Here is a 25,392-nt window from a genome sequence, read left to right on the forward strand (position 1 = left end):
GGCGAGCAGTTCTTCCTCCAGGGGGCGGCCCGGAATTCATGAACACATGCTGGGTGACGCTCTACTAGGCTGTAGCAAAGCCAAGCGAACCCTGACCCCCATGAGCAACGCTCAACACGAAGCCGAACGCCTCCATCTGCTGCGCAGCCTGGAAATCCTCGACACACCGCCTGAGCAGGTGTTCGACCGCATCACCCGCGTACTGGCCAGCAGCCTGGGTGTGCCCATCGCCCTGGTGTCCCTGGTGGACGAGCACCGCCAGTGGTTCAAGTCCCGGGTGGGGCTGGACGTGCAGGAAACTCCGCGCGACGCCGCCTTCTGCGCCCACACCATTGGCGGCAGCGGCACCCTGGTGGTGGAGGACACCCGCACCGACGCCCGCTTCCGCGACAACCCCCTGGTGCTCGGGGCACCCCACATCCGCTTCTATGCCGGCACGCCGATCCGCACCCGCGACGGCTTCGCCCTGGGCACCCTGTGCGCCATCGACAACCGCCCTCGGCAGCTCACCGACGAACAACGCCGGGTGCTGGAAGACCTGGCGGCCCTGGTCGCCCGCGAATTCCACCTGCGCGAGGCGGCCCTCGACTCGCGGCGCCTGGCCCGGGAGGCGGAAGGCCGCTTCGAGATGCTCTTCGAGCGCGTCGGCTCCGGTCTTGCCGTGATCAGCCCCGAAGGGCGCTGGCTACGGGTCAACCAGGCGCTGGTCGAACTGCTCGGCTACAGCCGCGTGGAGCTGGCCGGCATGAGCTTCGCGGACGTCACCGTGCCCGAGGACCTGAATGCCGACCTGGTACAGGTGCAGCGACTGATCCGCGGCGAGATCGATCGCTACGAGCTGGAAAAGCGCTACGTGCGCAAGGACGGCCGCCAGATCTGGGTGAGCATCACGGTGACCAAGCAGCTCGACCGCCGTGGCGCCCTGGAGCACTTCCTCGCGGTGATCAACGACATCGATGCACGCAAGCACACCGAGGCCCACCTGGCGGAGCTGCAACGCACCCTGGAGCAGCGCGTCCATGAGCGCACCCAAGCCCTGGCAGAGCGTGAAATGGAACTGCGCGCGGTGCTGGAACACACCCAGGACGCCTACGTGGCGATGGACAGCGAGGGCCGCATCAGTGCCTGGAACCGCGCTGCCGAGGCGCTGTTCGGCTGGACCCGGGACGAAGCCATCGGCCAGGCCATGCACGACCTGCTCATTCCCGAGCCCATGCGCCAGGCGCACCTCAACGGCCTGCGCCACTACCTGCAGACCGGCGAGCACCAGGTGCTGGGCCGGCGCATCGAACTGGACGCCCTGCACCGGGACGGCCAACTGATCCCCCTGGAAGTGCACATCGACGTCCTGCGGGCCGGCGGCAGGGTACTGTTCAACGCCTTCCTCCACGAGATCAGCCAGCGCAAGCAGCGAGAAGACCGCCTGCGCCGCGAGGCCCTGCAGGACCCGCTCACCGGCCTGCCCAACCGCCGGGCGCTGTACGACCACCTGCCGACACTGATGCAGCGTGCCGACAGCCACGGCGAAGCCTTCGCCCTGATGTTCCTCGACCTGGACGGTTTCAAACGGGTCAACGACGCCCTCGGCCACGACGCCGGCGATGCGCTGCTGCGCGAAGTGGCACGACGCCTGCGCGCCAGCCTGCGCGGCGCCGATCTGGTCTACCGCCTGGCCGGCGACGAGTTCACCCTGCTCGTCCACCCCCTGTGCGACCGCCCGGCGGTACATGCGGTGGCGGAGAAAGTGCTGGCTGCCGTCCGCGAGCCCTACCAACTGGAAGGTCAGAGCGCCGAGGTGCAGGTGAGCATCGGTGTGGCGCTGTTCCGCCCTGGTGACGAGCGCAGCCACACCCAACTGATCAAGGACGCCGACGCGGCGATGTACCAGGCCAAGCAACAGGGGCGCGACCGCTATCGCATCGCCGGGGCTGACCTGGCCTGGGTCGGTGGCACCTAGCCACATGAAACCAGGCGACATCGCCACTCGGATCGTTCAGCATGCGGGCTCCTTCGACGGCACAGGAGACTCGCCGATGAACCCGCCCCGCATCGCCGGCTTCCTGCTGGACCTCGACGGCACCCTGGTGGACACCGAGACCCTCAACCTCGCCTGCTCCCTGCACGCCCTCGAATCCCTCGGCCTGCCGGATGCCAAGTCGCTGTGCGAGGGCCTGGTGGGCATCGACTGGCCGGCCTACCGCCAGCGCCTGTTCGGGCACTACGGCGCCGACTTCCCGCTGAACGACTTCGGCGCCGCCTACCTGCGCCACAAGGCCTTCATGCTGGAGGACGGCCTGCCGCTCAAGCCCGGTGTCGTCCCCCTGCTCAGCGCCATGCGCGAGAGCGGTCGGCCGATGGCCATCGCCACCTCCTCCCACCGCCGCTCGGCCCACGAGCACCTGGCCCTGGGCGGCATCGACGGCTACTTCGACGTAGTGGTCACCCGCGACGACGTGGACCTGGGCAAGCCCGACCCGGCGCTCTATCTGCTGGCGGCACAGCGCGTGGGCCTGGCCCCGGCGGACTGCCTGGCGGTGGAGGACTCCATCCCCGGCGTGACCGCTTCCCATGCCGCGGGCGTGCCAACGCTGATGGTGCCGGACCTGACCCAGCCCCCCGAAGACATCCGGCGCCGCTGCCTGGCCGTGCTGCCCGACCTACACGCGGTGCTCGACCTGCTACGCCGCGAAGGCGTGCTGGGCGGCGCCGGCTGACGCACCGCAAGGTGAACGAGGCTCCGCTCCCTGCGCTCTGAACTGGAGGACGCCGCGACCGGCACGGCGCACCGGAGGGGCGCCATGCACGCCCCCGAGTACCTCGACTGGCTCAGGCGCGCTGGTCGATGCGCTCGCGCAGGGTGCGCAGGTCGGCGGCGTCCTGGTGCATGCGCTGGATGATCTCCAGCAGTTGCTGTTTGAGGTGTGCATCGCCGATGCGTTCGGCGGCCTTCATCACGGCGATGGCGGCGTCTTCGTTGTTCATGGCGATGGTGTCCAGGAGCTTGCGGCAATCACGTACGGCACGGGTCACGGCGGGGGTCCGAGGGGAAAACTGCGCGCATCCTGAAGGAGGGATGTTGCGATCTGATGTCAGGAGCGGCCAGCCGGAATTTCACAATGTGCTTTCAGGTCGGGAAACCGCGGCAGGATACGCAGGCGAAAAAAAACCGACCTTTGAAGGTCGGTTCCTGCCCAGCGAGGGCACGATCGATGTGGAAACAACGATATGCACGCACCCACTGCCCGTTGGGTGCAGTTGCATCATCGCTGCCCGCGATGACGAGTTGATGACAGTGATGTTTCAGTTCGGCGACCGCGAGCGGATCGGCAGCGCCTGCAGTTGCTCCAGCATCCACGCATGGGCGTCGCGGCCGGCGTAGCGGGCGTGGCTGTAGAGCCGCAGGGTGTAGCGCGGGATGGCGAAGGGCGCCGGGTAGAGGGCGATGCCAGCCACGTCCCGCAGGGTCTCGGCGGCGTGGCCGGGGGCGGTCATCAAGAGGTCGCTGGCGCCGATGATGAAGGGCGCGGCGAGTACCGAGGGCAGCCACAGCGCCACGTCGCGCCGCAGCCCCATGCGTGCCAGCACCTGATCGATCACCCCACTCGGTTCGTTCCACGGCGTCACCACCGCATGGCGTTCGGCCAGGTAGGCATCCAGGTCGGGCGCGCCCTGCACGCGGGGGTGGTCGCGCCGGGCGATGACCTGGTAGGCGTCGCTGAACCAGTCCAGCACCTGGATGCCCGCTGGCAACTGGTCCTGCTCTTCGCCGTAGCCCAGGGCGAAGTCGATGCGGCCGCTGGCCAGGTCGTCGATGGAGACCTGGCGCTCGGCGTGCACCAGGCGTAGCTGGATGCCCGGGGCGAGACGCTGCAGGCGCTCCACCAGGGCCGGCATGAGGGCGAAGGCGGTGTAGTCGGTGACGGCGAAGACGAAGGTGCGCTGGCTGCGCGCGGGGTCGAACGGGTCCCACTGCTCCAGCCCCTCGCCAAGGGTGCGCAACGCGGCCGCCACCGGGCCGGCGAGCTGCTCGGCCCGTTGGGTCGGCTGCATGCGGCTGCCCTGGCGCAGGAAGAGTTCGTCGTCCAGGGCCTGGCGCAAGCGGGCCAGGGCATGGCTGAAGGCCGAGGCGCTGATGGCCAGTTCGCTGGCGGCGATGCTGACGTTGCGGTGGCGATGCAGGGCGTCGAAGGCCAGCAGCAGGTTGAGGTCGAGGCGGCGCAGCAAGTAATGCACAGCTTTCAGCTCCTGATGACATAAATGCACTTCATGCAGCTTACCTGTGCCGCTAGCATGGGCGCCCCTTTACTGGAGAGCCCCATGAACATCGAGATTCGCCCCGCCCAACCCGGCGACGCCCAGCAGATCCTGGACTTCATCATCGAACTGGCCGACTACGAGCGCGCACGCCATGAGGTGATCGCCAGCGTCGAGGACATCCAGCGCACGCTGTTCAGCGAGGGCGCGCCGGCCAAGGCGCTGATGTGCCTGTGCGACGGCCAGCCCATCGGCTACGCGGTGTACTTCTACAGCTACTCCACCTGGCTGGGGCGCAACGGGATCTACCTGGAAGACCTCTACATCACCCCGGCCAAGCGCGGCGTGGGCGCGGGCCGGGACCTGCTGCGTGCCCTGGCCCGCGAGGCGGTGGCCAATGGCTGCGGGCGCCTGGAGTGGAGCGTGCTGGACTGGAACCAGCCAGCCATCGACTTCTACCAGGCCATCGGCGCCAAGCCCCAGGACGAGTGGGTGCGCTACCGCCTGGATGGCGAGGCGCTCACCGGCTTCGCCACCGGCGCCTAGGGCGCGTCAGCGCCTGTGCGCGGCAGGCGCAGGGTGACCCGCAGGCCGCCCTCGCGCAGGTTGCGCAGGCTCAGCCCGCCGCCGTGGCTATGGGCCAGGCTGCGGGCGATGCCGAGGCCCAGGCCATAGCCCTGCTGCTGGCCGGCCAGGCGGAAATGCGGCTCGAACACCTGCTCCAGCTTCTGCTCCGGCACTCCCGGGCCCTCGTCGTCCACATGCAGGACGAAGGCTCCAGGGCCGTCCTCCACCCGCAGGTGGGCGCGCTCGCCGTACTTCAGGGCGTTGTCCAGCAGGTTGCCGATGCAGCGCCGCAGCGCCAGCGGCTTGCCGGGGTAGCGCTCGAGGGCGGCGCCGTCGAGGGTGACCCGGCCGTTGGCCAGGTAGGGCTCCACCAGGCTGTGGAGCAGGTGGTTGAGGTCCACCTGTTCGATGTTCTCGTGGATGTCGGTGTCCTTCACACACTGCAGCGCCCCCTTCACCAACAGTTCCAGTTCATCCAGGTCGCGGTTGAACTTGGCCTGCTGGGCCTCGTCCTCCAGCAGTTCGACCCGCAGGCGCAGACGGGTGATGGGGGTGCGCAGGTCGTGGGAGATGGCGCTGAACAGCTGGCTGCGCTCGCTCAGGTAACGGCTGATGCGCTCGCGCATGGCGTTGAAGGCGCGGCTCACCTCCACCACTTCGCTGCCACCGGCCTCGGGCAGCGGGCGCACCTCGGCGCCCAGGTTCATTTCCCGCGCGGCGGCGGCCAGGCGCTTGAGGGGGCGGCTCTGCCAGCGCACCAGCAGGCCGATGAACAGCAGCAGGAAGGCGCTGGTGATGAGGATGAAGCCCCATTGCTGGGCCGGCAGGCCCTGGTCTTCCAGCCCGGCGTAGGGCTCGGGCAGCAGCGAGGCGAGGTACAGCCACTCGTTGGGGCTGATGCGGATCTGCGTCACCAGCACCGGCGGGTCGAGGGGCTCCAGGGTCAGGGCGTAGTGGGCCCAGGAGCGCGGCAACTCGTCCAGCTTGAGGCCGCTGTTGAAGAGCCGCAGATCCGCCGGTTCGACGAAGTGCAGCGACATCTCCACCGGTCTGCCCAGGCGCTCGCGCAACACCGCCTCCACCTCGGCGAGCACCGCCTGCTTGCGCGGGGTTTCCGGCAGCACACGCATGGCCAGCGGCTTGTCGTTGAGGGAGACGAAGAAGCGCGTGCCGCCCATGCTGCGCAACTGGTCCAGCACCATGGGCCGGTAGCCCAGGGGCAGCGAGCGGATGTAGCTGACGCTGGCGGCCATGGACTGGCCGAGGCTGCGGGCGCTGATCAGCAGCCCCTCCAGCTGGCTGGCGCGCAGTTGGGAGACCCAGATCAGGCTCGACAGGGCCTGGGCCAGCACCACCACCAGCAGGGTGAGCAGCAGCATGCGGGCCAGCAGCGAACGCGGCACGGCCCTAAGCACGGCGGGAGGAAACCTGGGCGGCGAGCAGGTAGCCGGCTCCCCGCACGGTGCGGATCAGCCGGGGCGCCTTGCCGGTGTCGCGCAGGCGCTGGCGCAGGCGGCTCACGGCCATGTCGACGATGCGCTCCAGGGGCATCACCTCGCGGCCGCGGGTGGCGTTGGCGATGGTGTCGCGGTCGAGGATCTGCTGCGGGTGGTCGAGAAACAGCTTGAGCAGGGCGAAGTCAGCACCGGAGAGAATCACCTCCTCGCCGTCGCGGTGGAACAGGCGGTGGCTGACCATGTCCAGACGCCAGGCGTCGAAGCTGACCACCTGGGCCTCGCGCTCCTGACCGAAGCCGACCCGGCGCAGCAGGGCCTTGACCCGGGCCTGCAGCTCGCGGGGGCTGAAGGGCTTGCCGATGTAGTCATCGGCGCCCAGCTCCAGGCCGATGACCCGGTCGGCCTCGTCGGAGCTGGCGGTGAGCATGATGATCGGCACCTGGGCCAGGCGCGGGTGTTCGCGCACCCAGCGGCAGAGGCTGAAGCCGTCCTCGTCGGGCAGCATCACGTCGAGGATCGCCAGGTCGGCACCGGCCTCGTCCATGGCGGCACGAAAGCCCGCGCCATCGGCCACGGTGCGCACCTGAAAGCCGGCGCGGCTGAGGAAGGCCTGCAGCAGTTCGCGAATTTCCTGGTCGTCATCCACCAGGAGGATGTGCTTTCCGGAAGGGCTCATGTCGGCCGTCCTTTGTTGTTATCGGTCATGTCCGTTTGGATGCAAGGCGTTGATGCCGAGACTCTTTCATCCAGTTGTCGGCGTCGGCGCATCGCCATCGGTGGACCGATGAAGCGCGGTCCACCCTACAACAGGTCGCCTGCCGGGAACGTGCCTCGCGTCCGCTTCCCGTGATTGCGCCTCACGCCCGCATCGCCTGCTGCAGCGCCACGCCGGCACCTTCGAGGCCCGGGTACTCGGCCGTCACCAGCCACACGGGGATGCCCTCCAGGTAGCCGCTCATGCAGCCCTTGCTGGCGAAGGCGCGGGTGAAGCCGCTGGCCTTGAAGAACTCGGCGAAGCGCGGCACCACGCCGCCCACCACGTAGACCCCGCCCCGGGCGCCGAGGGTGAGGACGTTGTTGCCCGCGACGCGGCCGAGCCAGGTGCAGAACTGCTCCAGCACCGCCCTCGCCTCGCGGTCGCCGGCCAGGGCGGCCGAGGTGATGGCCGACGGGCTGTCCAGATGCGGCTCGCTGCCATCGAGGGCGCAACTGGCGCGATAGAGCTGCAGCAGGCCGTTGCCGCTGAGCACGTTCTCGGCACTGACATGGCCGAGGTGCTGGTGCAGGTGTTGCCACAGGGCGACCTCACGAACGCTGCCCACCGGCAGGTCGACGTGCCCGCCCTCCCCCGGCAAGGCCGTCCAGCGGCCCTCGCCCAGGGGCAGCAGGGTGCCGACGCCAAGCCCGGTGCCGGGCCCGATCACCACGGCGGGACGATCCGCTTCGGGAGTGCCGGGGCACACCTCCTGGCGCTCCTCGGGACGCAGGCGGGTCATGCCCAGGGCCATGGCGGTGAAGTCGTTGACCAGCAGCAGGCGCTGGATGCCCAGTCGCTGGCAGAAGGCGGTGCGGTTGAGCCGCCAGTGGTTGTTGGTGAAGCGGAAGTCTTCCCCGCCCACGGGGCCGGCACAGGCCAGGCAGACGGCCTCCAGCTCGGCGAGGGGCAGGTCGAGCCCAGCCAGGTAGTGCTGGATGGCTGACTCGGGGTCCGGGAAATCAGCGGTGGCCAGCACCTTCACGGCGTCGAGGCGCTGTTCCCGCCACAGGGCGAAGCGGGCGTTGGTCCCGCCGATATCACCGACCAGCGCAAGGCTCACTTGAGGCCCTCCAGGCTGCCGGTGAAGGCGCTGGCACCCTCTTCGGCGGAGCTGAAGGCGGCCCGCATGAAGGCGAACAGCTCACGGCCGCAGCCGACTTCGGCCTGGTGCATGGGGGGGGCGGGTTCGCGGGCGGCGAACTCGGCGGCGTCCACCTTCAGTTCCAAGGTGCCGGCCACGCCGTCGACGCGAACGATGTCGCCGTCGCGCACACGGGCCAGGGGGCCGCCGTCATAGGCTTCGGGGGTGACGTGGATGGCGGCGGGGATCTTGCCGGAGGCGCCGGACATGCGCCCGTCAGTGACCAGCGCGACCTTGAAGCCACGGTCCTGCAGGACGCCGAGGAAGGGGGTCATCTTGTGCAGCTCGGGCATGCCGTTGCAGCGCGGCCCCTGGAAGCGCATGACCGCCACCAGGTCGCGATCCAGCTCGCCGGCCTTGAAGGCATCGGCCAGGGCCTGCTGGTCGTGGAAGACCCGTGCCGGGGCCTCCACCACGCGGTGCTCGGGGGCGACGGCGGAGACCTTCATCACCCCACGGCCGAGGTTGCCCGTCATCACCCGCAGGCCGCCCTCCGGGGAGAACGGCCGCGCGACGGGCCGCAGGATGTTCTCGTCCAGGCTCGCGGCGGGGCCTTCGCGCCAGACCAGGTGGCCGTCCTCCAGGAAGGGCTCCTGGGTGTAGCGTCGCAGGCCACGGCCGGCGACGGTCTCGACATCTTCATGGAGCAGGCCGGCATCCAGCAGTTCGCGCACCAGGAAGGCGACGCCGCCGGCGGCCTGGAAGTGATTGATGTCGGCCTTGCCGTTCGGATAGACGTGGGCCAGGGTCGGCACCACTTCGGACAGCTCGGCCATGTCCTGCCAATCGAGCTGGACCCCGGCGGCGCGGGCGATGGCCGGCAGGTGCAGGGTGTGGTTGGTGGAGCCGCCGGTGGCGTGCAGGGCAACCACGGCGTTGATCAGCACGCGCTCGTCGACGATGTGCCCCAGCGGCACGAACTGGCCGGCCTGGCGGGTCAGGCGGGTCACCTGGCGCGCGGCTTCGGCGGTCAGGGCCTCGCGCAGGGGCGTGCCGGGGTTGATGAAAGAGGCGCCCGGCAGGTGCAGGCCCATGATCTCCACGAGCATCTGGTTGGTGTTGGCGGTGCCGTAGAAGGTGCAGGTGCCGGGGCTGTGGTAGGCCTGCATCTCCGCTTCCAGCAGCTCGTCGCGGGTGGCCTTGCCTTCGGCGTAACGCTGGCGGACTTCGGCCTTCTCCTTGTTGGAGAGGCCCGAGGGCATGGGGCCGGCGGGTACGAACAGCGACGGCAGGTGGCCGAAGCGCAGGGCGCCCATCATCAAGCCGGGGACGATCTTGTCGCACACGCCGAGGAACAGCGCGGCGTCGAACATGTTGTGGGACAGGGCGATGGCGGTGGACATCGCGATCACTTCGCGGCTGGCGATGCCCAGCTCCATGCCCGGCTCGCCCTGGGTGACGCCGTCGCACATGGCCGGCACACCGCCGGCGACCTGGCCGACGGAGCCGATCTCGCGCAGGGCCTGGCGCAGCACCTCGGGGTAGGTCTCGTAGGGCTGGTGGGCAGAGAGCATGTCGTTGTAGGCGGTGACGATGGCGACGTTGGCCGAGTCCATCAGCCGCAGGCGCTGCTTGTCGATGCCGCCGCAGCCCGCCACGCCGTGGGCGAAGTTGGCGCATTGCAGGCTGCCCCGCTGCGGGCCCTTGCTGGCCGCGTCCTGGATCATCGCCAGGTAGCGTTCGCGGGTCGGTCGGCTACGGGTGATGACCCGCTCGGTGACTTCCAGAATGCGAGGGTGCATGTTGGGGCTCCAGGGGGAATATCTTGTTTTAATTGCGTCAAGATAACGCATAAAGACAAAATATCACCACATGCGTGCGGATATTTTGTTATTAAAACAACATTTTTCGAACAGTTGCTCTCGTCTGACAGCGCGCCCCGGTCGAGGTGCCGGGGCGACGACGGGCGCGCGAACGGGTCGTGCTGGCGGGGTGAGCGAGCCGGCGCCAGGGAGCCCCTGCCGCAAGCCCGTCATTAGGGGAAGATTTCCTTGAAGAAGCTCTGCATGTCGGCCCAGGAGTTCTCATCGGCGACCTTGCTGTAGGCCAGATCCGGGCCTTTCTCGCTGCCGTGGCCGGCATGGCTGAGGCGGTCGGCGTCGGGGTTGGTGAAGCCGTGCTTGGCCTTGGGCTGGAGGACGAAGCGGTAGTTGGCCTCGGCGGCGTCCATCTCGTCCTTGAAGGCGGCGACGTCGGCCTTGGTGACCATGCTGTCCTGCCCCCCGTGCTCCACGAGGATGCGCGCCTTGACACTGCCCTTGGTAGCGGGGGTGGCGGTGGCGAGGGCGCCGTGGAAGCTCACCACGCCGGCCAGCGGAACGCCCTGGCGGGCCATGTCCAGCACCACCTTGCCGCCGAAGCAGTAGCCGATGGCGGCCAGGCGGCGATTATCGGTCAGGGGCTGCTGCTTGAGCAGGTCGAGGCCGGCGAGGAAGCGCGCCTTGGCGGCGGGGGCGTCCTTGAGGGCAGCCTGCATGAAGGCGGCGGCGTCGGCCGGGTGCTCGGTGTTCTTGCCTTCGCCGTACATGTCGATGGCCAGGGCGCTGTAGCCCAGCTCGGCGAGGTCGCGGGCGCGGCGCTTGGCGTAGTCGTTCAGGCCCCACCATTCATGTACCACCACCACGCCGGGGCGCTTGCCCTCGATGGCATCGTCGTAGGCGTAGTAGCCCACCAGGGCGGTGCCGTCGGCGGCCTTGTAGTGGAGCTCCTTGGTCCTGACCTCGGCCTGGGCGATGCCCGCGAAGGCCAGCAGGGCGAACAACAGCGACGATCTGCGCATTTCGATTTCTCTCCGGGTTCAGCGAAGCTGGGCAGCGTGCAAGTGTCGCGGTTTTTCGGGGCTTTCGCCAACCGCCGTTGCCAGGTGAAATAGCACTCCCAACACCTTGCCGAGGTTGCCATGCGTCGCTCGTCGTTCCTCCTGCTGTTCGCCCTCGCCTGCCCCTGGGCCCTGGCCGATGGGCCACGGGCGGGGAATCTGGAGCTGGGGCCAGCCTGGAGCCGGGCCTCGACCTGGGACGCCACGGCGCGGGAAGTCTACCTGGACATCCACGACCAGGGCGGCGATGGCGACCGGCTGAACGGCGCCAGCTCGCCGCTGGCCTGGCGGGTGGACCTGCAGACCACGGTGCGCATCGGCGAGGCCCGCCGGGTGATGACCCTGGTGTCGTTCGGCATTCCCGCCGGGGGCACGCTGGCGCTCAAGCCGGAGGGCAGCCACCTGACACTGTTGGGGCTGCGCCAGCCGGTGACGCCCGGACAGCGCATCCCGCTCATCCTGCGCTTCGAGAAGGCCGGCGAGGTGCGCGTGGAGGCGACGGCGCAGTGACGGTTCAGGCGAGGTAGCGACCGATCTCGATCAGGTTGCCGTCCGGGTCGCGGAAGTACACCGACTCGATGGGCCCGAGGGCGCCGGTGCGGCGCACCGGCCCCTCCTCCACCGCCACGCCCTCGGTAGCCAGGTGGGCCAGCAGGCGCTCCAGCGGCCAGGTGGTGACCAGGCACAGGTCGATGGCCCCCGGCTGCGGGTGCGCGGCCTTGGGCTCGAACTCCCGTCCGGCCTGATGCAGGTTGAGCTTCTGCTGGCCGAAGGCCAGGGCGCTGCGGCCCTCGCCGAACACTTCGTGACGCATGCCCAGCACGCGCTGGTAGAAATCCACGGTGCGGGGGATGTCGGCGACGGTGAGGACCAGGTGATCGATGCGTTCCAGCATGGGTCAGTGCCTGTCGAGCAGGTGGAAACGGGGCAGCGAGAGCCCCCAGCGGATGGCGGCCAGGCGGGTGCCGAGCACCACGGCCATGGCGATGCCAGTGTCGAGCCAGCGCGGCAGCCCGACGGCCAGCAGCCCGACGAACACCAGGGAACCGGCGATGCAGGCGATGGCGTAGATCTCCTTCTGGAAGATCAGCGGGATCTCGTTGCAGATCACGTCGCGCATCACGCCCCCGGCGACGCCGGTGATGACGCCCATGATCACCGCCGTGCTCAGGGGCACCTGGTGCTGCAGGGCGACCTCGGTGCCGTAGACGGTGAACACGGCCAGGCCGAAGGCGTCGGCCACCAGCAGCCCGGTCTCGTGGATGGGCCGGGTCAGGCGGACCCAGAGCACGGTACCCACAGCGGCCAGGGAGGCGACGAGGATGTAGGTGTCGTCGCGTATCCAGCTCACCGGGTGGTTGCCGAGGATGACGTCGCGCAGGGTGCCGCCACCCAGGGCGGTGATGATGGCGATCACCAGCACGCCGAACAGGTCCATGGACTTGCGCCCGGCCATGAGCGCGCCGGTGATGGCGAAGACGGCGACGCCGAAGAGGTCGGACAGGTAGAAGAGCTGTTCCATGGACCGATCAGTTCCCCACCGGGGTGCGCATGGTGACGAATTCCTCGGCGGCGGTCGGGTGCACGCCGATGGTCTCGTCGAAGATGCGCTTGGTGGCGCCGGCCTTGAGCGCCACGGCCAGGCCCTGGATGATCTCGCCCGCCTCGGGACCGACCATGTGGCAGCCGAGCACGCGGTCGCTCTCGGCGTCCACCACCAGCTTCATCAGGGTGCGTTCCTGGTTGTCGGTGAGGGTCAGCTTCATGGCGCGGAAGCGGCTCTCGAACACCTTGATCTTGTGCCCGCGGCCCCGCGCCTGCTCTTCGGTCAGGCCGACGGTGCCGATGTTGGGCAGGCTGAAGACGGCGGTGGGGATGTTGTCGTAGTCCACCGGCTGGTACTCGGCCGGGCGGAACAGGCGGCGGGCAACGGCCATGCCTTCGGCCAGGGCCACCGGGGTCAGTTGCACGCGACCGATGACATCGCCCAGGGCGAGGATCGACGGTTCGGTGGTGCGGTATTCATCGTCCACCTTGATGAAGCCACGCTGATCCAGCTCGACGCCGGTGTTCTCCAGGCCGAGGTTGTCCAGCATCGGTCGGCGACCGGTGGCGTAGAACACGCAATCGGTCTCCAGGCTGCGGCCGTCCTTGAGGGTGGCGAGCAGGCTGCCATCGGCCTGCTTCTCGATGCGGGTGATGTCGGCGTTGAACTGCAGGTCGAGGCCCTTGCGGGTCAGCTCGTCACGCAGGTGGGTGCGCACGGCACCGTCGAAGCCGCGCAGGAACAGGTCCTGGCGATAGAGCAGCGAGGTGTTCGCACCCAGGCCGTGGAAGATCGAGGCGAATTCGACGGCGATGTAGCCACCGCCCACCACCAGCACGCGCTTGGGCAGTTCGCGCAGGTGGAAGGCTTCGTTGGAGGTGACGGCGTGCTCGCGGCCGGGGATGTCCGGCACCTGGGGCCAGCCGCCGGTGGCGATGAGCAGGTGCTCGGCCGTGAAGCGCTGCTCGCCAACTGCCACGGTGTGGGCGTCGAGGATGCGCGCATGGCCTTCGAGCAGGGTGACGCCGGCGTTGACCAGGAGGTTGCGGTAGATGCCGTTGAGGCGGTGGATTTCCTTGTCCTTGTTGGCGATCAGGGTCGCCCAGTCGAACCCGGGCTCGCCGATGGACCAGCCGTAGCCGCGGGCCTGCTCGAAGTCTTCGGCGTAGTGGGCGCCGTACACCAGCATCTTCTTCGGCACACAGCCGACGTTGACGCAGGTACCGCCCAGGTAGCGGCTTTCCGCTACCGCGACGCGGGCACCGAAACCGGCAGCGAAGCGAGAGGCACGTACGCCGGCGGAACCGGCGCCTATGACGAAGAGGTCGAAATCGTAGGCCATGGCAGGGGTCTCCAGAAACAGGCGGCCAGCATACCTGAACCGGTGTTCCTGACCAGTTGCCGCGCCTATCCTTGAGCCTGGTACGCCGAAGGAGGAGCACCATGCGCCCTACCCTCACTCATCTCGCCCTGCACGTACCCGAACTGGAGCCGTGCATCGCCTTCTACGAACGCTATTGCGGCATGCGGGTGATCCACTCGCGTGCCGGCAAGGGCTCGCGCATCGTCTGGATGGCCGAACCGGGCCAGGAGCACCGTTTCATCTTCGTGATCATGCCCGGCGGACGCCCGCGTGACCTGGCCGCCGACGACTACAGCCACTTCGGTTTCGCCCTGGAAAGCCGTGAGGCGGTGGATGCCCTGGCCGCCTGCGCGGCGACCGATGGCTGCCTGGTGTGGGCACCCCGGGACGAGCCCTTCCCGGTGGGCTACTACTGCGGCCTGCGGGACCCGGCGGGCAACTATGTGGAGTTCAGCTATGGCCAACCGCTGGGGCCGGGTTCGGAAGGGATGGAGATTCCCTGAGACAGTCTTCCCGGGCGGAAGCCCGGGCTACCTGAAGCAGATGCGACAAGGCCGCCCGGAGGCGGCCTTGGCTGACGCGGTGGAGCCTGTCAGTAGGCCTTGCCGGTCTTGTAGAGGTTCTCGAAGCAGTAGTTGGTCGCGTCGATGTAGCCTTCGGCGCCACCGCAGTCGAAACGCTTGCCCTTGAACTTGTACGCCAGCACGCAACCGTCCTGGGCCTGCTTCATCAGGGCGTCGGTGATCTGGATTTCGCCGCCTTTGCCCGGCTCGGTCTCTTCGATCAGCTTGAAGATGTCCGGGGTCAGGATGTAGCGGCCGATGATCGCCAGGTTGGACGGGGCGTCTTCCGGCTTGGGCTTCTCGACCATGCTGTTCACGCGGTAGATGTCGTCACGGATCATCTCGCCGGCGATCACGCCGTACTTGGAGGTTTCCTCCGGCGGCACTTCCTGGATGGCGACGATGGAGCAGCGGAACTGGTTGTACAGCTTGACCATCTGGGTCAGCACGCCATCGCCTTCGAGGTTGAGGCAGAGGTCGTCCGCCAGTACCACTGCGAAGGGTTCGTCGCCGATCAGCGGACGGCCGCTGAGGATGGCGTGGCCGAGGCCCTTCATTTCCACCTGGCGGGTGTAGGAGAAGCTGCACTGGTCGATCAGGCGGCGGATGCCGACCAGGTATTTCTCCTTGTCGGTGCCCTTGATCTGGTGTTCCAGCTCGTAGCTGATGTCGAAGTGGTCTTCCAGGGCGCGCTTGCCGCGACCGGTGACGATGGCGATCTCATTGAGACCGGCGTCGAGCGCCTCTTCAACCCCGTACTGGATCAGCGGCTTGTTCACCACCGGCAGCATTTCCTTGGGCATGGCCTTGGTAGCGGGCAGAAAACGGGTACCGTAACCAGCGGCCGGGAACAGGCATTTCTTGATCATGTTGAACCTTGAATAAGGTGGGTGTGGGCTGAGTGCGGCGAAGTCTAATCACGCCGCTGTCGCCTTACAATGCCCCGCAGGTGGGCGTCCGACACCGCGATAGAGGAACCCCAGGTCGGCCAGTTGCAACGGGTCGTAGAGATTCCTGCCATCGAAGATGACCGGCACCTTCATCAGACCGCGAATCCGCTCGAAGTTCGGTTGGCGGAACTGCTTCCATTCGGTCACCAGCACCAGCGCTTCGGCCTGCTCCACGGCCTGGTAGGGGGACTCCCCCAGCCACAGCCGGCCGCTGGCGAGGGCGTCCGGGTAGCAGGCTTCAACGGCCTCCCGCGACGCCGGGTCGCAGCCGCGCACGAAGGCGCCGGCGGCCAGCAGGGCGTCGATCAGCACCAGGCTGGGCGCCTCGCGGATGTCATCGGTGCCCGGTTTGAAGGACAACCCCCAAACCGCCACCACCCGCCCCTGCAGACGTCCCTCGAAATGCGCCACCAGCGCCTGGAACAGCAAGGTCTTCTGCTCGGCATTGCGCGCCTCCACGGCCCGCAGGATGCCGGGATCGATCCCCTCCTGTTCGGCGCAGCGGATCAGCGCACGCACGTCCTTGGGGAAGCACGAGCCGCCGTAGCCACAACCGGCATAGAGGAAGTGCGTGCCGATGCGCCGATCACTGCCCACGCCGCGCCGCACCTCCTCGATGTCGACGCCCAGGCGGGCGCAGAGCCCGGCCATCTCGTTCATGAAGGAGATGCGCGTGGCGAGAAAGGCGTTGGCGGCGTACTTGGTGAACTCCGCAGCACGGGTGCCCATGCAGAGGATGCGATCATGGTTGCGCGAGAACGGCGCATAAAGGCGCCGCAGCAGCTCACGGGCTGCCGGGTCTTCGGTGCCGATGACGATGCGGTCGGGGCGCATGAAGTCGTCGAGGGCAGCCCCCTCCTTGAGGAACTCGGGGTTGCTCGCCACCTGGATGCGAAAGGCCTTGCCCCGGGCGGCGAGTCGCCCGTTGATGCACGCGGCGACCCGCTCGGCGGTGCCAACGGGCACGGTGGACTTGTCCACCACCAGGCAGGGCCGCTGCAACACCCGCCCCAGCTCGTCCGCCACGGCCAGCACGTGGCTGAGGTCGGCGGAACCGTCCTCGCCGCTGGGCGTGCCCACGGCGATGAAGGCGACGTCCGCCTGCTCCAGCCCCTCGGCCAGGCGCGCTGTGAAGTCCAGTTGTCCGCTCTCCAGGTGCTGCGCCAGCATGGGCGCCAGTCCCGGCTCATGGATCGGCGACTGGCCCTGGCGCAGCTGCGCCAGGCGCGCCGGGTCGCGCTCGACACAGCGCACCCGGTTGCCCATTTCGGCGAAGCACGCCGCCGTCACCAGCCCCACATAGCCCGCCCCGATCACGCATATCCGCATGGCTGCACCTCCGCTGTCGTTGCAGGGATTGCAACGGACTCCGGTGGCAGGGGCGTGACAGTGAGGTGACGACGAGGTTATCCGGAGCCGCCCTCGTCGACGGGTTGCAGTTCGACTTCGACGAGCCCCTCCACCGGTTCTTCCGGTGGGCCGCCGCCGAAGTCGCCCAGGGCTTGCCAGTGCTCGTCGAGGCCGGCACTGATGACGGCGAGGTGGTCGATCATGCGGCGTCCGGCCTGGCGCGCGGCGTCATCTTCGCTGCGCATCAGCTCGAACGACATTTCGGTCATGGCCGCCGACAGATGGGTGAGGCTGCGGGTGGTGAGGCCGAGCAGGCGGATCAGATGCTGTTCACGGGTGTCCATTCCACGTCTCCTGGTTCCTTCAGGCAGTCTCAGGCTAGACCATCCCCTGCCATCCGCCGTTCGACCGTGTATCGCCTGCCGGGGTTCACCGGGTGGAACTTGATCGGCCCCGCTAAGGTCAGGTGTTCAAGCCCACCGTCGCTGAGGCGTGCCGCAGCGACCCTTGCCACAGATTCCAGTCAGGAGAGCCTGATATGCAGCTCGTCATCCGTTCCGTCGGCGAACGTTTCGTCATCGAAGGCGGCATCACCCTGGAGGTGATCAGCGTCCATGGCCATCAGGTGAAGTTCGGCATCATCGCACCCAAGAATGTCGCCGTGCACCGCAAGGAGGTGTATGAGCGCATCCAGGCCGGGGTGCCCCATCCGCGCAAGATGACGGCCTGAGCACTGCTCAGCGGGGCATGTAGCCGCGCTGCCAGGGACGCGGCACCCACAACGAGGCAATGGCCAGCAGCGCCGCGAGTCCGGCGCTGAAGGTGAGCGCCAACAGGCCCATGCGGAACTCCAGGAACGCGCCTAGCGCGGCGCCCGCCAGCATCCCGCCCCAGGGCACCAGTTGGACCCGCCACCCTTCGCGTCGCTCGCCCAGCAGCCAGCGGCCGAGCCCCCGACCGAAACGCGACAATGCGCCCGTGACGTAGGTGAGCCCGATGGGCAGGCCGTTCACCTGTTCGACCACGGCGTTGAGCATGCCCATGGCCAGGATCGACAGCACCACCGCCGGCACTCTCCAGGCAAAGGGCCAGAGGGCGGCAATGGCCAGGAGGGTGGCGATCACTGCCAGCAGCGGCGCGGCGCGGCGACCGGAAAAGCGCGCGACCACTACCCCGAGCGCATTGCCCAGCACGAAGCAGAGCACCGCCAGGGCCAGGCGCCCGAAGGCGTCTAGGTGCCCCTCGCTCAGGGACACGGCCATCCGCGTGGTGTTGCCGCTCATGAAGGAGACGAAGTCGCCGGTGGCGAGAAAGCCGATGGCGTCGGTCATCCCCGCCAGCACGGAAAGCCCGGCCACCAGGCCCAGCCCGACACGTCCACGGACCCTGTGCAAGTGAAAGCGCCGCGCGCTGCCACGGGGAATCGGAGATGGAAGCATGGGGAGACCTCACTGCTCGGTGCGGCGGCCGGCACTGCCTGGCCGCGAAACGTGAGGCCGAATTGTCCGCCGCACGCCAGGGCAGTCAAGCCCGGGGCGCCGGGTGCTCTTCGGTGGCAGCCCTGCGCGCACGTCGTATCGCACGCCGCGCCCGGGGGAAATAGCCCCACTCCCAGGGCAATCCACGCCAGGCAACCTGCAGAACGCCGGCGAGCAACCGCAACCGGCGCTGATCCGATGCCGTCCACCGCAACCCCAGCCGCTCCCGCAGCACAAGCGGCAAAGTGCCCCGCGCCACCCAGCGCACGCCACCCACCAGCAGGGGTTGCAGGCACCACCACAGCGGGCCGCGCATCCAGGGATAGGGCGCGGACAGGCGCCCGGTCGAGCCGAAGTACCAGGTGGTGATCTCCGTCGCCTGCAGGCGCTGCTCCAGCATCTGCTGCCAGTACACCCGGAAGGCTGCGTAGTTCGCCGGCACCTCCCCCATCGGCAGGCCGTAGAGGGCGTACCAGTGGATGGACTCTTGGTAGAGGTGCTCGCATTGCTGTTCGTCCAGGGGGGTGCCAAGCCATTCCTGCAAGGCGATCTGCGCTTCGAAGAAGGTGGCGTGGGCCCAGTAGAACAGCTCGGGGCTGAGGGCGTGATAAGGGCGCCCCTGTCCGTCCCGCCCCTTGATGTCACGATGGAAGGACCGCACTTGGCGCGCGGTGCCGGCCGCCTTCTCACCGTCGTAGACCACGCCGAGGATGGGCGGAATGGAGCGCAGCAAGCGGTTCCAGGGGTTGGCGAACAGGTCGGAATGCTGGAGCACGCCGGCAGCCAGCCCCGGATGCATGTTCTGCAGGATGCCGGTGCGACCGATCAGCAGCAGGCCCCGCAGGTCACCGAAGTAGCGCCAGGTCAGGGAATCCGGCCCCAAGGGGCTCGGCTGGGCGGGTGGAACGGAGTCAGGTGAGTGCATGAAGGCGGCTCCGGCAGGTGCTTGGAAACGCCTTCACGCTAATGCGACTATCCGCTCGCACTCAATTCGCGTCCGGAGCCCGCCATGCGCAAGCAGCCCCGCCAGCAACGCTCGCAACAGATGGTCGCTGACCTGGTGGAGGCTTGCGCCCGCGTCATCGCGCGCGAAGGGCTGCCACGCCTGAGCACCAACCTCATCGCTGCCGAGGCCGGGGTCAGTGTCGGTTCGCTCTATCAGTACTTCGACTGCAAGGAGGCGCTGGTCGAGGCATTGCTCGACCGGATGAGCCAGGACCTGGTGAGCGTCATCCGCGACAACGCCCCGGCCCTGTTGGCGGACGACGTTCACGCTGCGGTGGAGCGGCTGTTGCAGGCGGTATTCGCATTCCTCGACCGCAACGCCAGCCTGCATCTGGAACTCGCACGGCACTGGCAGGACCTGCGCACGCTGAGGGTGGTCGACGAGATGGAACAGCACCTGTTCGATTTCTGCCGCCTCTACCTGCTGCGCCACCTACGGGAGATCCCCATCGAGAACCCGCTGCCGACCTTGTACGTGGTCATCAACAGCGCGCTGATGACCATCATCCGCTTCATGAGCCATCCTCACCCACCGCTCACCCGCGCCGAACTGATCGGGGCGTTGAGCGACATGTTCGCGGCCTATGTGAAGAGCCTGGGCGAAGCGGAGTGAGCGCGCGAACTGCGCGTCAAACCAGGAACAGGCCGACCTGATTGACGACAAACCCCAGGAAGAAGCCAAGGAACCCGGCGGAGAACAGCCTGGACTCACGACGCCACTTGCGCCGCCGACTCACGACGCCGAGCGCCACGACCCCAACGGCGGCACCCGGCAGCGACAACAGGTGAGCAATCCCCAACAGGCCGCTCCTGGCGTCGGGATGCCAGTTGAGCCAGACATAGAGCGCAAGGCTGAGCCCTGCAGCCAGAACGGCGCCACCGGCGAAAAATGGCCTGGGATTGGCCAGCACTGCCGAAACGAACGCACCCCCGATGACCGCCAGGTAATACCAGAGGCCGATGAACAGTACGTCGCCCCTGATATCAATCAGCGCTGCGAACACGACCACAAAGATCACACCGATGGCGATATCCAGGCTTCGGGCCTTGATGAAATCCCGCATGACTCACTTCCCTGTCGTGTATCGGAAGGCCGGGAGTATAAGCGCAGGGCCTTTTCACATCAGGCGGGCATCAAAAAGTGCGGACTGCCCCCCGAATTGCGTACCGAGAAACAACAAGGGCCTGCCCGAAAGAATCGTGCAAGCCCTTGATTTATATGGTGCCCGAAGCCGGGGTCGAACCGGCACGCTGTTGCCAGCGAGGGATTTTAAGTCCCTTGCGTCTACCGATTTCGCCATTCGGGCGGTAGCGCTCAATGCAATACGGAGCCGAGCCCCGTTTTTTGCGAGGGCAGGAATATATACACCCCCTCCCCCGCACGCAAGCATTCGCAAGTCCATGACCGGACAGCAAAAAAGCCCAGCCACAACGAGGACGCCAACACGCTGCGGAAATGAAAAAGCCCCGTAGACGTGAATCTACGGGGCTTCTCATATGGAGGCCGAAGTCGGAATCGAACCGGCGTACACGGATTTGCAATCCGCTGCATGACCACTCTGCCATCCGGCCTTAAATGAAGACGCCGCTTTGAGGCGGCGTCTTCACGACAATCTGGAGCGGGAAACGAGACTCGAACTCGCGACCCCGACCTTGGCAAGGTCGTGCTCTACCAACTGAGCTATTCCCGCTTTGTCTTGGTGACGGGCGCCATTCTATAGAATCATTAGCAGCCGTCAACCCCTTGATTCAAAAAAGTTTATTTATCTTTCGGCTCGGTGCTCAGGTGCGGCCAGGCGGCCAACAGGTAATGCAGCATCGACCACAGTGTCAGCGCGGCGGCGATGATCAGCAGCAGGAAGCCCACCACCACCCAGAAGCTCAGCACCGGCGGATTGGCCAGCAGGATGACCAGCGCCAACATCTGCGCCGCCGTCTTCCACTTGCCGAGGTTGGAGACCGCAACCTGGGCACGCGCGCCCAACTCTGCCATCCATTCCCGCAGCGCCGAAACCACGATCTCCCGCCCGATGATGATGGCCGCCGGCAAGGTCAGCCACAACGTGTGGTGCTCCTCGACCAGCAGCACCAGTGCCACCGCCACCATCAGCTTGTCTGCCACCGGGTCGAGGAAGGCCCCGAACGGCGTGCTCTGCTCCCAGCGACGCGCCAGGTAGCCATCGAACCAGTCGGTAATAGCCGCAACGGCGAACACCGCGCTTGCGGCCATGTGGCTCCCCGAAAACGGAAGATAGAACAGCAGGATGAAGACGGGGATCAGCAGAACACGCAGAACGGTGAGCAGGTTTGGAATATTCATCGTCACAGCAAGACCGAAAAAGAGGGGAGCATTCTACTCGCTGTGCAGGGCCGCATAAATCGACTCGGCGAGCTTTTTGCTGATGCCTGGCGCCTTGGCGATCTCCTCGATACTGGCGCGGCTCAATTCCTGCAACCCACCGAAATGCTTGAGCAGCTCGCGCCGACGCTTCGGCCCTACCCCCGCCACCTCTTCCAGACTGGAGGTCCGACGGGCCTTGCCGCGTCGCGCACGGTGGCCGGTGATGGCAAAGCGGTGCGCCTCGTCGCGAATCTGCTGGATCAGGTGCAACGCAGGCGCATCGGCCGGCAGGGTGAATTCGTTCTCCGGGCCGTTGAGGTAAAGCGTCTCGAAGCCCGGCTTGCGGGTCACGCCCTTGGCCACACCGAGCAGGATGAGTTCCGGCACTGCCAGCTCCTGCAGCACCTCCCGTGCCATGGCCAGCTGGCCTTTACCGCCGTCCACCAGCAGTACGTCCGGCAACTTGCCCTCTCCATCCTTCAGCTTGCTGAAGCGTCGGGTCAGCGCCTGGTGCATCGCGGCATAGTCGTCGCCGGCGGTCACGCCCTCGATGTTGTAGCGGCGGTAGTCGGACTTGAGCGCCCCTTCCGGGCCAAACACCACGCAGGATGCGACGGTCGCCTCGCCGCTGGAATGGCTGATGTCGTAGCACTCCAGCCGCTGCGGCGGCTCTGCCAGGCCGAGCACCTCGCCGAGCGCTTCGAACTTGTCCGCCATGTGCTGGCGGTTGGCCAAGCGCGCTGCAAGGGCCTGCTCGGCGTTGGTGACCGCCAGTTGTTGCCAGCGAGCGCGATTGGTCCGCACCCGGTGGCTGATGCTGAGTTCGCGCCCGCGTGATTCGGCGATGGCTTCGATCAGCGTCGGGAAATCCTCATGGACAGTATTGACGATCAGCTCCTGCGGCAGATCGCGCTCATGGCTACCCAGGTAGTACTGCGCAATGAAGGCCACCAGCACATCCCCCACCTCTTCCTCGATCGCCACCTGCGGAAAGAAGTTCTTGCTGCCCAGCACACGCCCACCCCGAACGCTGATGAGATGCACACAGGCGCCCCCCGGGTTGACGATGGCGGCAACCACATCGACATCGCCGGTGCCCCCCTCGATGCTCTGCTGGTCCTGCACGCGCCGCAGCATCGACACCTGGTCGCGCAACTCGGCAGCCCGCTCGAACTCCAGGTTCATCGCCGCCTGCTCCATGCTGCTGGTCAGCTCGGCCGCCAGGGCATTACTCCGCCCCTCCAGGAACATCACGGAATGGCGCACGTCCTCGGCGTACTCGTTCGCCTCGACCAGGCCGACACACGGCCCTTTGCAGCGCTTGATCTGGTATTGCAGGCATGGCCGGGTGCGGTTGCGGAAGTAGCTGTCCTCGCACTGGCGCACGAGAAACGCCTTCTGCAGCAGGTTCAGGCTTTCACGGATGGCCCCCGCGCTGGGATAAGGTCCGAAGTAGCGCCCCTTCTGCTTCTTCGCCCCGCGATGGATGCTCAGCCGCGGGAACTCGCCATCGGAGAGGTGCACATAGGGATAGGACTTATCGTCCCGCAGCAGGATGTTGTAAGGCGGCCGCCATTCCTTGATGAGCGTCTGCTCCAGCAGCAGCGCTTCCGTCTCGTTTGCGGTGATGGTGGTCTCGACCTGCGCGATGCGGGCCACCAAGGCGGCCGTCTTGGGCGCCAGGCCGGTCTTGCGGAAGTAACTGGCAAGACGCTTCTTGAGGTTCTTGGCCTTGCCGACATAAAGCAGCTTGCCGCCCTCGTCGAACATCCGGTAAACCCCCGGACGCCCGCTGCAGGCGGCAAGAAAATCACTTGCATCGAATGTGGGTTGCATCAGTTGACGGCATCCACCATGCCGTGGCGAACCGCCAGTAGAGCCAGCTCGACATCGCTGGAGATGGAGAGCTTGTCGAAGATCCGGTAGCGGTAGGTGTTCACCGTCTTAGGCGACAGGCACAGTTTGTCGGAAATGGTCTGGACCTTCTGACAGTTGGCGATCATCAGCGCGATCTGGATTTCCCGCTCCGACAACAGGTCGAACGGCGAACCGCTTGTCTGCGGCTGGAAGGACTTCAGCGCCAACTGCTGGGCAATCTGCGGGCAGATGTAGCGCTGCCCGGCGAAGACCTGGCGAATCGCCTGGACCATCTCTTCAAGCGCAGCGCCCTTGGTGAGGTAGCCCGCCGCACCGGCCTGCAGCAGCCGGGTAGGAAACGGGTCCTCTTCGCACACCGTCACCGCCACCACCTTCAGATCGGGGTAGCTGCGCAGCAGCTTGCGCGTCGCCTCAAGACCGCCGATGCCGGGCATCTTCACATCCATCAGCACCACGTCGGGCTTGAGCTCGCGCGTCTTCTTCAGCGCTTCCTCGCCGCTCTCGGCCTGTCCCACCACCTGCAGCCCATCGATGTCCGAGAGCATGCGGCTGATGCCTGTTCTAACCAGATCGTGGTCATCGACCACCAGTACCCTAATCAAGCGACACCTCGCAGTGCACCGCCCGCCAACTGGGGAGCGTCACATGGAAAGGCCGATACATTAGCAAGTCGGAGCGCTCAGACCTAGCGCGACCGCCACCGTCAAATCACAAGCGCCAGGAAAACATAAGCAGCAAGGACTGACAATCGAGTCCGCCTATCACCCCCGAAGGGGTCCGCCGTAGCGCGCGCCCTCACCAAAGGGAAAATCACCCCCGGAACTTCAGCGTAGGACGCCCTGACAGGGCGAGTCAGGCGCCTTGACGACCGGCTACGGGCAGACCGGAAACTGCCGAAGCGCCGAGCGCAGAAATCGTCTATCGCCATGCCATCGCGCTTTAGGAAATAAAGAGACCGGCGCCCCCCAAAAAATCACGGCCGTCAAAAAGCAAGAGCAAAGCCATTGGAAGCGCAGCCACGAAAGAGCCAGCGTTGCCCAACCGGCAAACATCTGCGCCGTACGGTACTGGTGGAGCCACAGCCTGGAGAACGCCACCGAAAAGCCAGGACGCAGTAATTGAAGTGGCTGGAAGCACATTGAGAGCTACGTCATCGACGTCTGAAAAGAGAACCCGCAACGCCCCGATGGACCCGAGCCACTGCCGATTGACACCCTCCTCCCCACGCCCTAACGTTGCCGCGCTGCCCAACCTGGGCAGTCGGGATTGGCGTCCCGCACAAGGGAAGGAGCATGGCTAAGGCCAAACTCCTAGCATGGTCGCACCCAAGTTATGGGAGGGCCGTGCAGGGCATCTTCGGATGCACCGGTTCTCTTGACGGTACGCCAACCTGCACGGCCCGCCCTCCCTGATTGGCGTCAGGACGCGGTTTCTCGTCCTCCAAGAGATAACGACACCATGCCCACCTCATTCCTACATGCTCCTGGCGATCTCCGTCACCTGACCCTCTACGAAGCGGCCTATATGCGCCAACGCGCCTTGCTCGGCATGCTCGGCATGCTCGGCTTCCTGTCCAACATTCCCGACCACGGCACGCCATCACCCGAACTGCTGGGCGGCGCATTCGCCTGCCTGGAGTACCTCGCCGAAGATGCCGCCCGGCTCTATGAGGCCGCTCAAGACGAATCCCGTTCTGACCACCAGAGCCAATCTAACTGACCCCTGGGTATCCGCCTGCAGCGTCAGCTATCTAGCGGCCAACTAATAACGGATCGCGGCAAAAGCCCGCACAAAGCCTCACCAATCGCGGCAAGACCAAAGGGCTGCTCAAGGGATATTCGCGAACTGCTTATCGACCATGCAAAAACGCCAAAGCCCCGAATATCGGGGCTTTGGCGTCTATGTATATGGCGGAAGCGGTGAG

At 66.8% G+C, this 25,392-nt stretch carries 27 protein-coding genes and 3 tRNA genes; 8 read left to right on the forward strand and 22 right to left on the reverse strand.

Annotation, left to right across the window (positions count from 1 at the left end; genetic code table 11):
* Positions 1-100 precede the first annotated feature (100 nt).
* Positions 101-1,957, forward strand: coding sequence for a PAS domain S-box protein (locus A7D27_RS09680; protein ID WP_069564729.1), 1,857 nt, complete (start codon positions 101-103; stop codon positions 1,955-1,957).
* A 76-nt stretch (positions 1,958-2,033) separates the two neighbouring features.
* On the forward strand, positions 2,034-2,714 hold the full coding sequence (locus tag A7D27_RS09685; RefSeq protein ID WP_069564730.1) for an HAD family phosphatase: 681 nt from the start codon (positions 2,034-2,036) through the stop codon (positions 2,712-2,714).
* Positions 2,715-2,826: 112 nt separating this feature from the next.
* Here the strand turns inward: A7D27_RS09685 and A7D27_RS09690 are convergent, their stop codons facing one another.
* On the reverse strand, positions 2,827-3,030 hold the full coding sequence (locus A7D27_RS09690) for a hypothetical protein (RefSeq protein ID WP_044406437.1): 204 nt from the start codon (positions 3,028-3,030) through the stop codon (positions 2,827-2,829).
* Positions 3,031-3,300: 270 nt separating this feature from the next.
* Positions 3,301-4,233, reverse strand: a complete 933-nt coding sequence (locus A7D27_RS09695; RefSeq protein WP_069564731.1) for a LysR family transcriptional regulator — start codon at positions 4,231-4,233, stop codon at positions 3,301-3,303.
* 84 nt (positions 4,234-4,317) lie between these two features.
* Here A7D27_RS09695 and A7D27_RS09700 point away from each other — a divergent pair, with 84 nt between their 5' ends.
* Positions 4,318-4,800, forward strand: a complete 483-nt coding sequence (locus A7D27_RS09700) for a GNAT family N-acetyltransferase (protein WP_069561159.1) — start codon at positions 4,318-4,320, stop codon at positions 4,798-4,800.
* Here the strand turns inward: A7D27_RS09700 and A7D27_RS09705 are convergent.
* From A7D27_RS09705 to A7D27_RS09725, 5 genes are all read right to left on the reverse strand, one after another.
* Positions 4,797-6,200 carry an ATP-binding protein gene (locus A7D27_RS09705; RefSeq protein WP_083265586.1) on the reverse strand — a complete coding sequence of 468 codons (1,404 nt, stop codon included), beginning with the start codon at positions 6,198-6,200 and terminating at the stop codon, positions 4,797-4,799. The genes A7D27_RS09700 and A7D27_RS09705 overlap by 4 nt on opposite strands.
* Before the next feature lie 28 nt (positions 6,201-6,228).
* The gene (locus A7D27_RS09710) at positions 6,229-6,954 is read right to left on the reverse strand and encodes a response regulator (RefSeq protein ID WP_069564733.1); all 726 of its coding nucleotides are present in this window, start codon (positions 6,952-6,954) and stop codon (positions 6,229-6,231) included.
* A 181-nt stretch (positions 6,955-7,135) separates the two neighbouring features.
* Positions 7,136-8,095 (reverse strand): glucokinase, encoded by a 960-nt coding sequence (locus A7D27_RS09715; protein WP_069564734.1) that lies wholly within the window; start codon positions 8,093-8,095, stop codon positions 7,136-7,138.
* On the reverse strand, positions 8,092-9,918 hold the full coding sequence (edd, locus tag A7D27_RS09720; RefSeq protein ID WP_069561163.1) for a phosphogluconate dehydratase: 1,827 nt from the start codon (positions 9,916-9,918) through the stop codon (positions 8,092-8,094). The genes A7D27_RS09715 and edd overlap by 4 nt, the downstream gene beginning before the upstream one ends.
* 233 nt (positions 9,919-10,151) lie before the next feature.
* The gene (locus tag A7D27_RS09725; protein ID WP_069564735.1) at positions 10,152-10,955 is read right to left on the reverse strand and encodes a dienelactone hydrolase family protein; all 804 of its coding nucleotides are present in this window, start codon (positions 10,953-10,955) and stop codon (positions 10,152-10,154) included.
* A 120-nt stretch (positions 10,956-11,075) separates the two neighbouring features.
* Here A7D27_RS09725 and A7D27_RS09730 point away from each other — a divergent pair, with 120 nt between their 5' ends.
* Positions 11,076-11,504, forward strand: coding sequence for a copper chaperone PCu(A)C (locus tag A7D27_RS09730; RefSeq protein WP_069564736.1), 429 nt, complete (start codon positions 11,076-11,078; stop codon positions 11,502-11,504).
* A 4-nt stretch (positions 11,505-11,508) separates the two neighbouring features.
* Here A7D27_RS09730 and A7D27_RS09735 read toward each other — a convergent pair whose 3' ends face one another.
* From A7D27_RS09735 to gorA, 3 genes are read right to left on the reverse strand one after another with little or no spacing between them, the layout of a single operon-like run.
* Positions 11,509-11,889, reverse strand: coding sequence for a VOC family protein (locus A7D27_RS09735; protein WP_069561166.1), 381 nt, complete (start codon positions 11,887-11,889; stop codon positions 11,509-11,511).
* Positions 11,890-11,892: 3 nt separating this feature from the next.
* Entirely contained in the window at positions 11,893-12,516 is a 624-nt protein-coding gene (locus A7D27_RS09740; RefSeq protein WP_069561167.1) for a trimeric intracellular cation channel family protein, read from the reverse strand.
* A 7-nt stretch (positions 12,517-12,523) separates the two neighbouring features.
* Complete coding sequence (gene gorA, locus A7D27_RS09745) at positions 12,524-13,882, reverse strand: glutathione-disulfide reductase (protein WP_069561168.1); 1,359 nt, start codon at positions 13,880-13,882, stop codon at positions 12,524-12,526.
* 101 nt (positions 13,883-13,983) lie between these two features.
* Here gorA and A7D27_RS09750 point away from each other — a divergent pair, with 101 nt between their 5' ends.
* A complete protein-coding gene (locus A7D27_RS09750) occupies positions 13,984-14,406 on the forward strand; it encodes a VOC family protein (RefSeq protein WP_069564737.1) in 423 nt (140 codons plus the stop codon).
* Positions 14,407-14,495: 89 nt separating this feature from the next.
* Here the strand turns inward: A7D27_RS09750 and galU are convergent, their stop codons facing one another.
* From galU to A7D27_RS09765, 3 genes are all read right to left on the reverse strand, one after another.
* Positions 14,496-15,335 carry a UTP--glucose-1-phosphate uridylyltransferase GalU gene (gene galU / locus A7D27_RS09755; protein ID WP_069561170.1) on the reverse strand — a complete coding sequence of 280 codons (840 nt, stop codon included), beginning with the start codon at positions 15,333-15,335 and terminating at the stop codon, positions 14,496-14,498.
* 48 nt (positions 15,336-15,383) lie between these two features.
* Positions 15,384-16,745: a UDP-glucose/GDP-mannose dehydrogenase family protein gene (locus A7D27_RS09760; protein ID WP_069564738.1), complete on the reverse strand. Its 1,362-nt coding sequence runs from the start codon at positions 16,743-16,745 to the stop codon at positions 15,384-15,386.
* Between the two features lie 77 nt (positions 16,746-16,822).
* Positions 16,823-17,110, reverse strand: coding sequence for a hypothetical protein (locus tag A7D27_RS09765; protein ID WP_069561172.1), 288 nt, complete (start codon positions 17,108-17,110; stop codon positions 16,823-16,825).
* 194 nt (positions 17,111-17,304) lie between these two features.
* On the opposite strand from A7D27_RS09765, the gene A7D27_RS09770 reads away from it, so the two are divergent.
* Positions 17,305-17,496: a carbon storage regulator gene (locus tag A7D27_RS09770; protein ID WP_069561173.1), complete on the forward strand. Its 192-nt coding sequence runs from the start codon at positions 17,305-17,307 to the stop codon at positions 17,494-17,496.
* 7 nt (positions 17,497-17,503) lie between these two features.
* Here the strand turns inward: A7D27_RS09770 and A7D27_RS09775 are convergent, their stop codons facing one another.
* Positions 17,504-18,205 carry a YoaK family protein gene (locus tag A7D27_RS09775; protein ID WP_069561174.1) on the reverse strand — a complete coding sequence of 234 codons (702 nt, stop codon included), beginning with the start codon at positions 18,203-18,205 and terminating at the stop codon, positions 17,504-17,506.
* An 85-nt stretch (positions 18,206-18,290) separates the two neighbouring features.
* Entirely contained in the window at positions 18,291-19,169 is an 879-nt protein-coding gene (locus tag A7D27_RS09780; protein WP_083265581.1) for an oxygenase MpaB family protein, read from the reverse strand.
* Positions 19,170-19,253: 84 nt separating this feature from the next.
* On the opposite strand from A7D27_RS09780, the gene A7D27_RS09785 reads away from it, so the two are divergent.
* Positions 19,254-19,862: a TetR/AcrR family transcriptional regulator gene (locus tag A7D27_RS09785; protein WP_069561176.1), complete on the forward strand. Its 609-nt coding sequence runs from the start codon at positions 19,254-19,256 to the stop codon at positions 19,860-19,862.
* A gap of 16 nt (positions 19,863-19,878) precedes the next feature.
* Here the strand turns inward: A7D27_RS09785 and A7D27_RS09790 are convergent, their stop codons facing one another.
* The 7 genes from A7D27_RS09790 to uvrY form a co-directional block, all read right to left on the reverse strand.
* Positions 19,879-20,313, reverse strand: a complete 435-nt coding sequence (locus tag A7D27_RS09790) for a hypothetical protein (RefSeq protein ID WP_069564740.1) — start codon at positions 20,311-20,313, stop codon at positions 19,879-19,881.
* A gap of 156 nt (positions 20,314-20,469) precedes the next feature.
* Positions 20,470-20,556, reverse strand: a tRNA-Leu gene (locus tag A7D27_RS09795).
* Between the two features lie 191 nt (positions 20,557-20,747).
* A tRNA-Cys gene (locus A7D27_RS09800) sits at positions 20,748-20,821 on the reverse strand.
* A gap of 43 nt (positions 20,822-20,864) precedes the next feature.
* Positions 20,865-20,940 (reverse strand) — tRNA-Gly (locus tag A7D27_RS09805).
* A gap of 68 nt (positions 20,941-21,008) precedes the next feature.
* Positions 21,009-21,569 carry a CDP-diacylglycerol--glycerol-3-phosphate 3-phosphatidyltransferase gene (gene pgsA / locus A7D27_RS09810; protein ID WP_069564741.1) on the reverse strand — a complete coding sequence of 187 codons (561 nt, stop codon included), beginning with the start codon at positions 21,567-21,569 and terminating at the stop codon, positions 21,009-21,011.
* 33 nt (positions 21,570-21,602) lie between these two features.
* Complete coding sequence (uvrC, locus tag A7D27_RS09815) at positions 21,603-23,426, reverse strand: excinuclease ABC subunit UvrC (RefSeq protein ID WP_069561179.1); 1,824 nt, start codon at positions 23,424-23,426, stop codon at positions 21,603-21,605.
* Complete coding sequence (uvrY, locus tag A7D27_RS09820; protein WP_069561180.1) at positions 23,426-24,070, reverse strand: UvrY/SirA/GacA family response regulator transcription factor; 645 nt, start codon at positions 24,068-24,070, stop codon at positions 23,426-23,428. The genes uvrC and uvrY overlap by 1 nt, the downstream gene beginning before the upstream one ends.
* 856 nt (positions 24,071-24,926) lie before the next feature.
* Here uvrY and A7D27_RS09825 point away from each other — a divergent pair.
* Entirely contained in the window at positions 24,927-25,187 is a 261-nt protein-coding gene (locus tag A7D27_RS09825) for a hypothetical protein (protein WP_083265582.1), read from the forward strand.
* Positions 25,188-25,392: the final 205 nt, after the last annotated feature.

Origin of the sequence: Pseudomonas sp. 1D4 (genome assembly GCF_001728925.1) — a bacterium.
Taxonomy (GTDB): Bacteria; Pseudomonadota; Gammaproteobacteria; order Pseudomonadales; family Pseudomonadaceae; genus Metapseudomonas; species Metapseudomonas otitidis.

Excerpts from the sequence above, each read along its gene's own strand:
- A7D27_RS09680 (WP_069564729.1), top strand. The coding sequence starts at position 101 with ATGAGCAACGCTCAACACGAAGCCGAACGCCTCCATCTGCTGCGCAGC.
- A7D27_RS09685 (WP_069564730.1), top strand. The coding sequence starts at position 2,034 with ATGAACCCGCCCCGCATCGCCGGCTTCCTGCTGGACCTCGACGGCACC.
- A7D27_RS09700 (WP_069561159.1), top strand. The coding sequence starts at position 4,318 with ATGAACATCGAGATTCGCCCCGCCCAACCCGGCGACGCCCAGCAGATC.
- A7D27_RS09705 (WP_083265586.1), bottom strand. The coding sequence starts at position 6,200 with ATGCTGCTGCTCACCCTGCTGGTGGTGGTGCTGGCCCAGGCCCTGTCG.
- A7D27_RS09710 (WP_069564733.1), bottom strand. The coding sequence starts at position 6,954 with ATGAGCCCTTCCGGAAAGCACATCCTCCTGGTGGATGACGACCAGGAA.
- edd (WP_069561163.1), bottom strand. The coding sequence starts at position 9,918 with ATGCACCCTCGCATTCTGGAAGTCACCGAGCGGGTCATCACCCGTAGC.
- A7D27_RS09725 (WP_069564735.1), bottom strand. The coding sequence starts at position 10,955 with ATGCGCAGATCGTCGCTGTTGTTCGCCCTGCTGGCCTTCGCGGGCATC.
- A7D27_RS09730 (WP_069564736.1), top strand. The coding sequence starts at position 11,076 with ATGCGTCGCTCGTCGTTCCTCCTGCTGTTCGCCCTCGCCTGCCCCTGG.
- A7D27_RS09735 (WP_069561166.1), bottom strand. The coding sequence starts at position 11,889 with ATGCTGGAACGCATCGATCACCTGGTCCTCACCGTCGCCGACATCCCC.
- A7D27_RS09740 (WP_069561167.1), bottom strand. The coding sequence starts at position 12,516 with ATGGAACAGCTCTTCTACCTGTCCGACCTCTTCGGCGTCGCCGTCTTC.
- gorA (WP_069561168.1), bottom strand. The coding sequence starts at position 13,882 with ATGGCCTACGATTTCGACCTCTTCGTCATAGGCGCCGGTTCCGCCGGC.
- A7D27_RS09750 (WP_069564737.1), top strand. The coding sequence starts at position 13,984 with ATGCGCCCTACCCTCACTCATCTCGCCCTGCACGTACCCGAACTGGAG.
- galU (WP_069561170.1), bottom strand. The coding sequence starts at position 15,335 with ATGATCAAGAAATGCCTGTTCCCGGCCGCTGGTTACGGTACCCGTTTT.
- A7D27_RS09760 (WP_069564738.1), bottom strand. The coding sequence starts at position 16,745 with ATGCGGATATGCGTGATCGGGGCGGGCTATGTGGGGCTGGTGACGGCG.
- A7D27_RS09765 (WP_069561172.1), bottom strand. The coding sequence starts at position 17,110 with ATGGACACCCGTGAACAGCATCTGATCCGCCTGCTCGGCCTCACCACC.
- A7D27_RS09770 (WP_069561173.1), top strand. The coding sequence starts at position 17,305 with ATGCAGCTCGTCATCCGTTCCGTCGGCGAACGTTTCGTCATCGAAGGC.
- A7D27_RS09775 (WP_069561174.1), bottom strand. The coding sequence starts at position 18,205 with ATGCTTCCATCTCCGATTCCCCGTGGCAGCGCGCGGCGCTTTCACTTG.
- A7D27_RS09780 (WP_083265581.1), bottom strand. The coding sequence starts at position 19,169 with ATGCACTCACCTGACTCCGTTCCACCCGCCCAGCCGAGCCCCTTGGGG.
- A7D27_RS09785 (WP_069561176.1), top strand. The coding sequence starts at position 19,254 with ATGCGCAAGCAGCCCCGCCAGCAACGCTCGCAACAGATGGTCGCTGAC.
- A7D27_RS09790 (WP_069564740.1), bottom strand. The coding sequence starts at position 20,313 with ATGCGGGATTTCATCAAGGCCCGAAGCCTGGATATCGCCATCGGTGTG.
- pgsA (WP_069564741.1), bottom strand. The coding sequence starts at position 21,569 with ATGAATATTCCAAACCTGCTCACCGTTCTGCGTGTTCTGCTGATCCCC.
- uvrC (WP_069561179.1), bottom strand. The coding sequence starts at position 23,426 with ATGCAACCCACATTCGATGCAAGTGATTTTCTTGCCGCCTGCAGCGGG.
- A7D27_RS09825 (WP_083265582.1), top strand. The coding sequence starts at position 24,927 with ATGCCCACCTCATTCCTACATGCTCCTGGCGATCTCCGTCACCTGACC.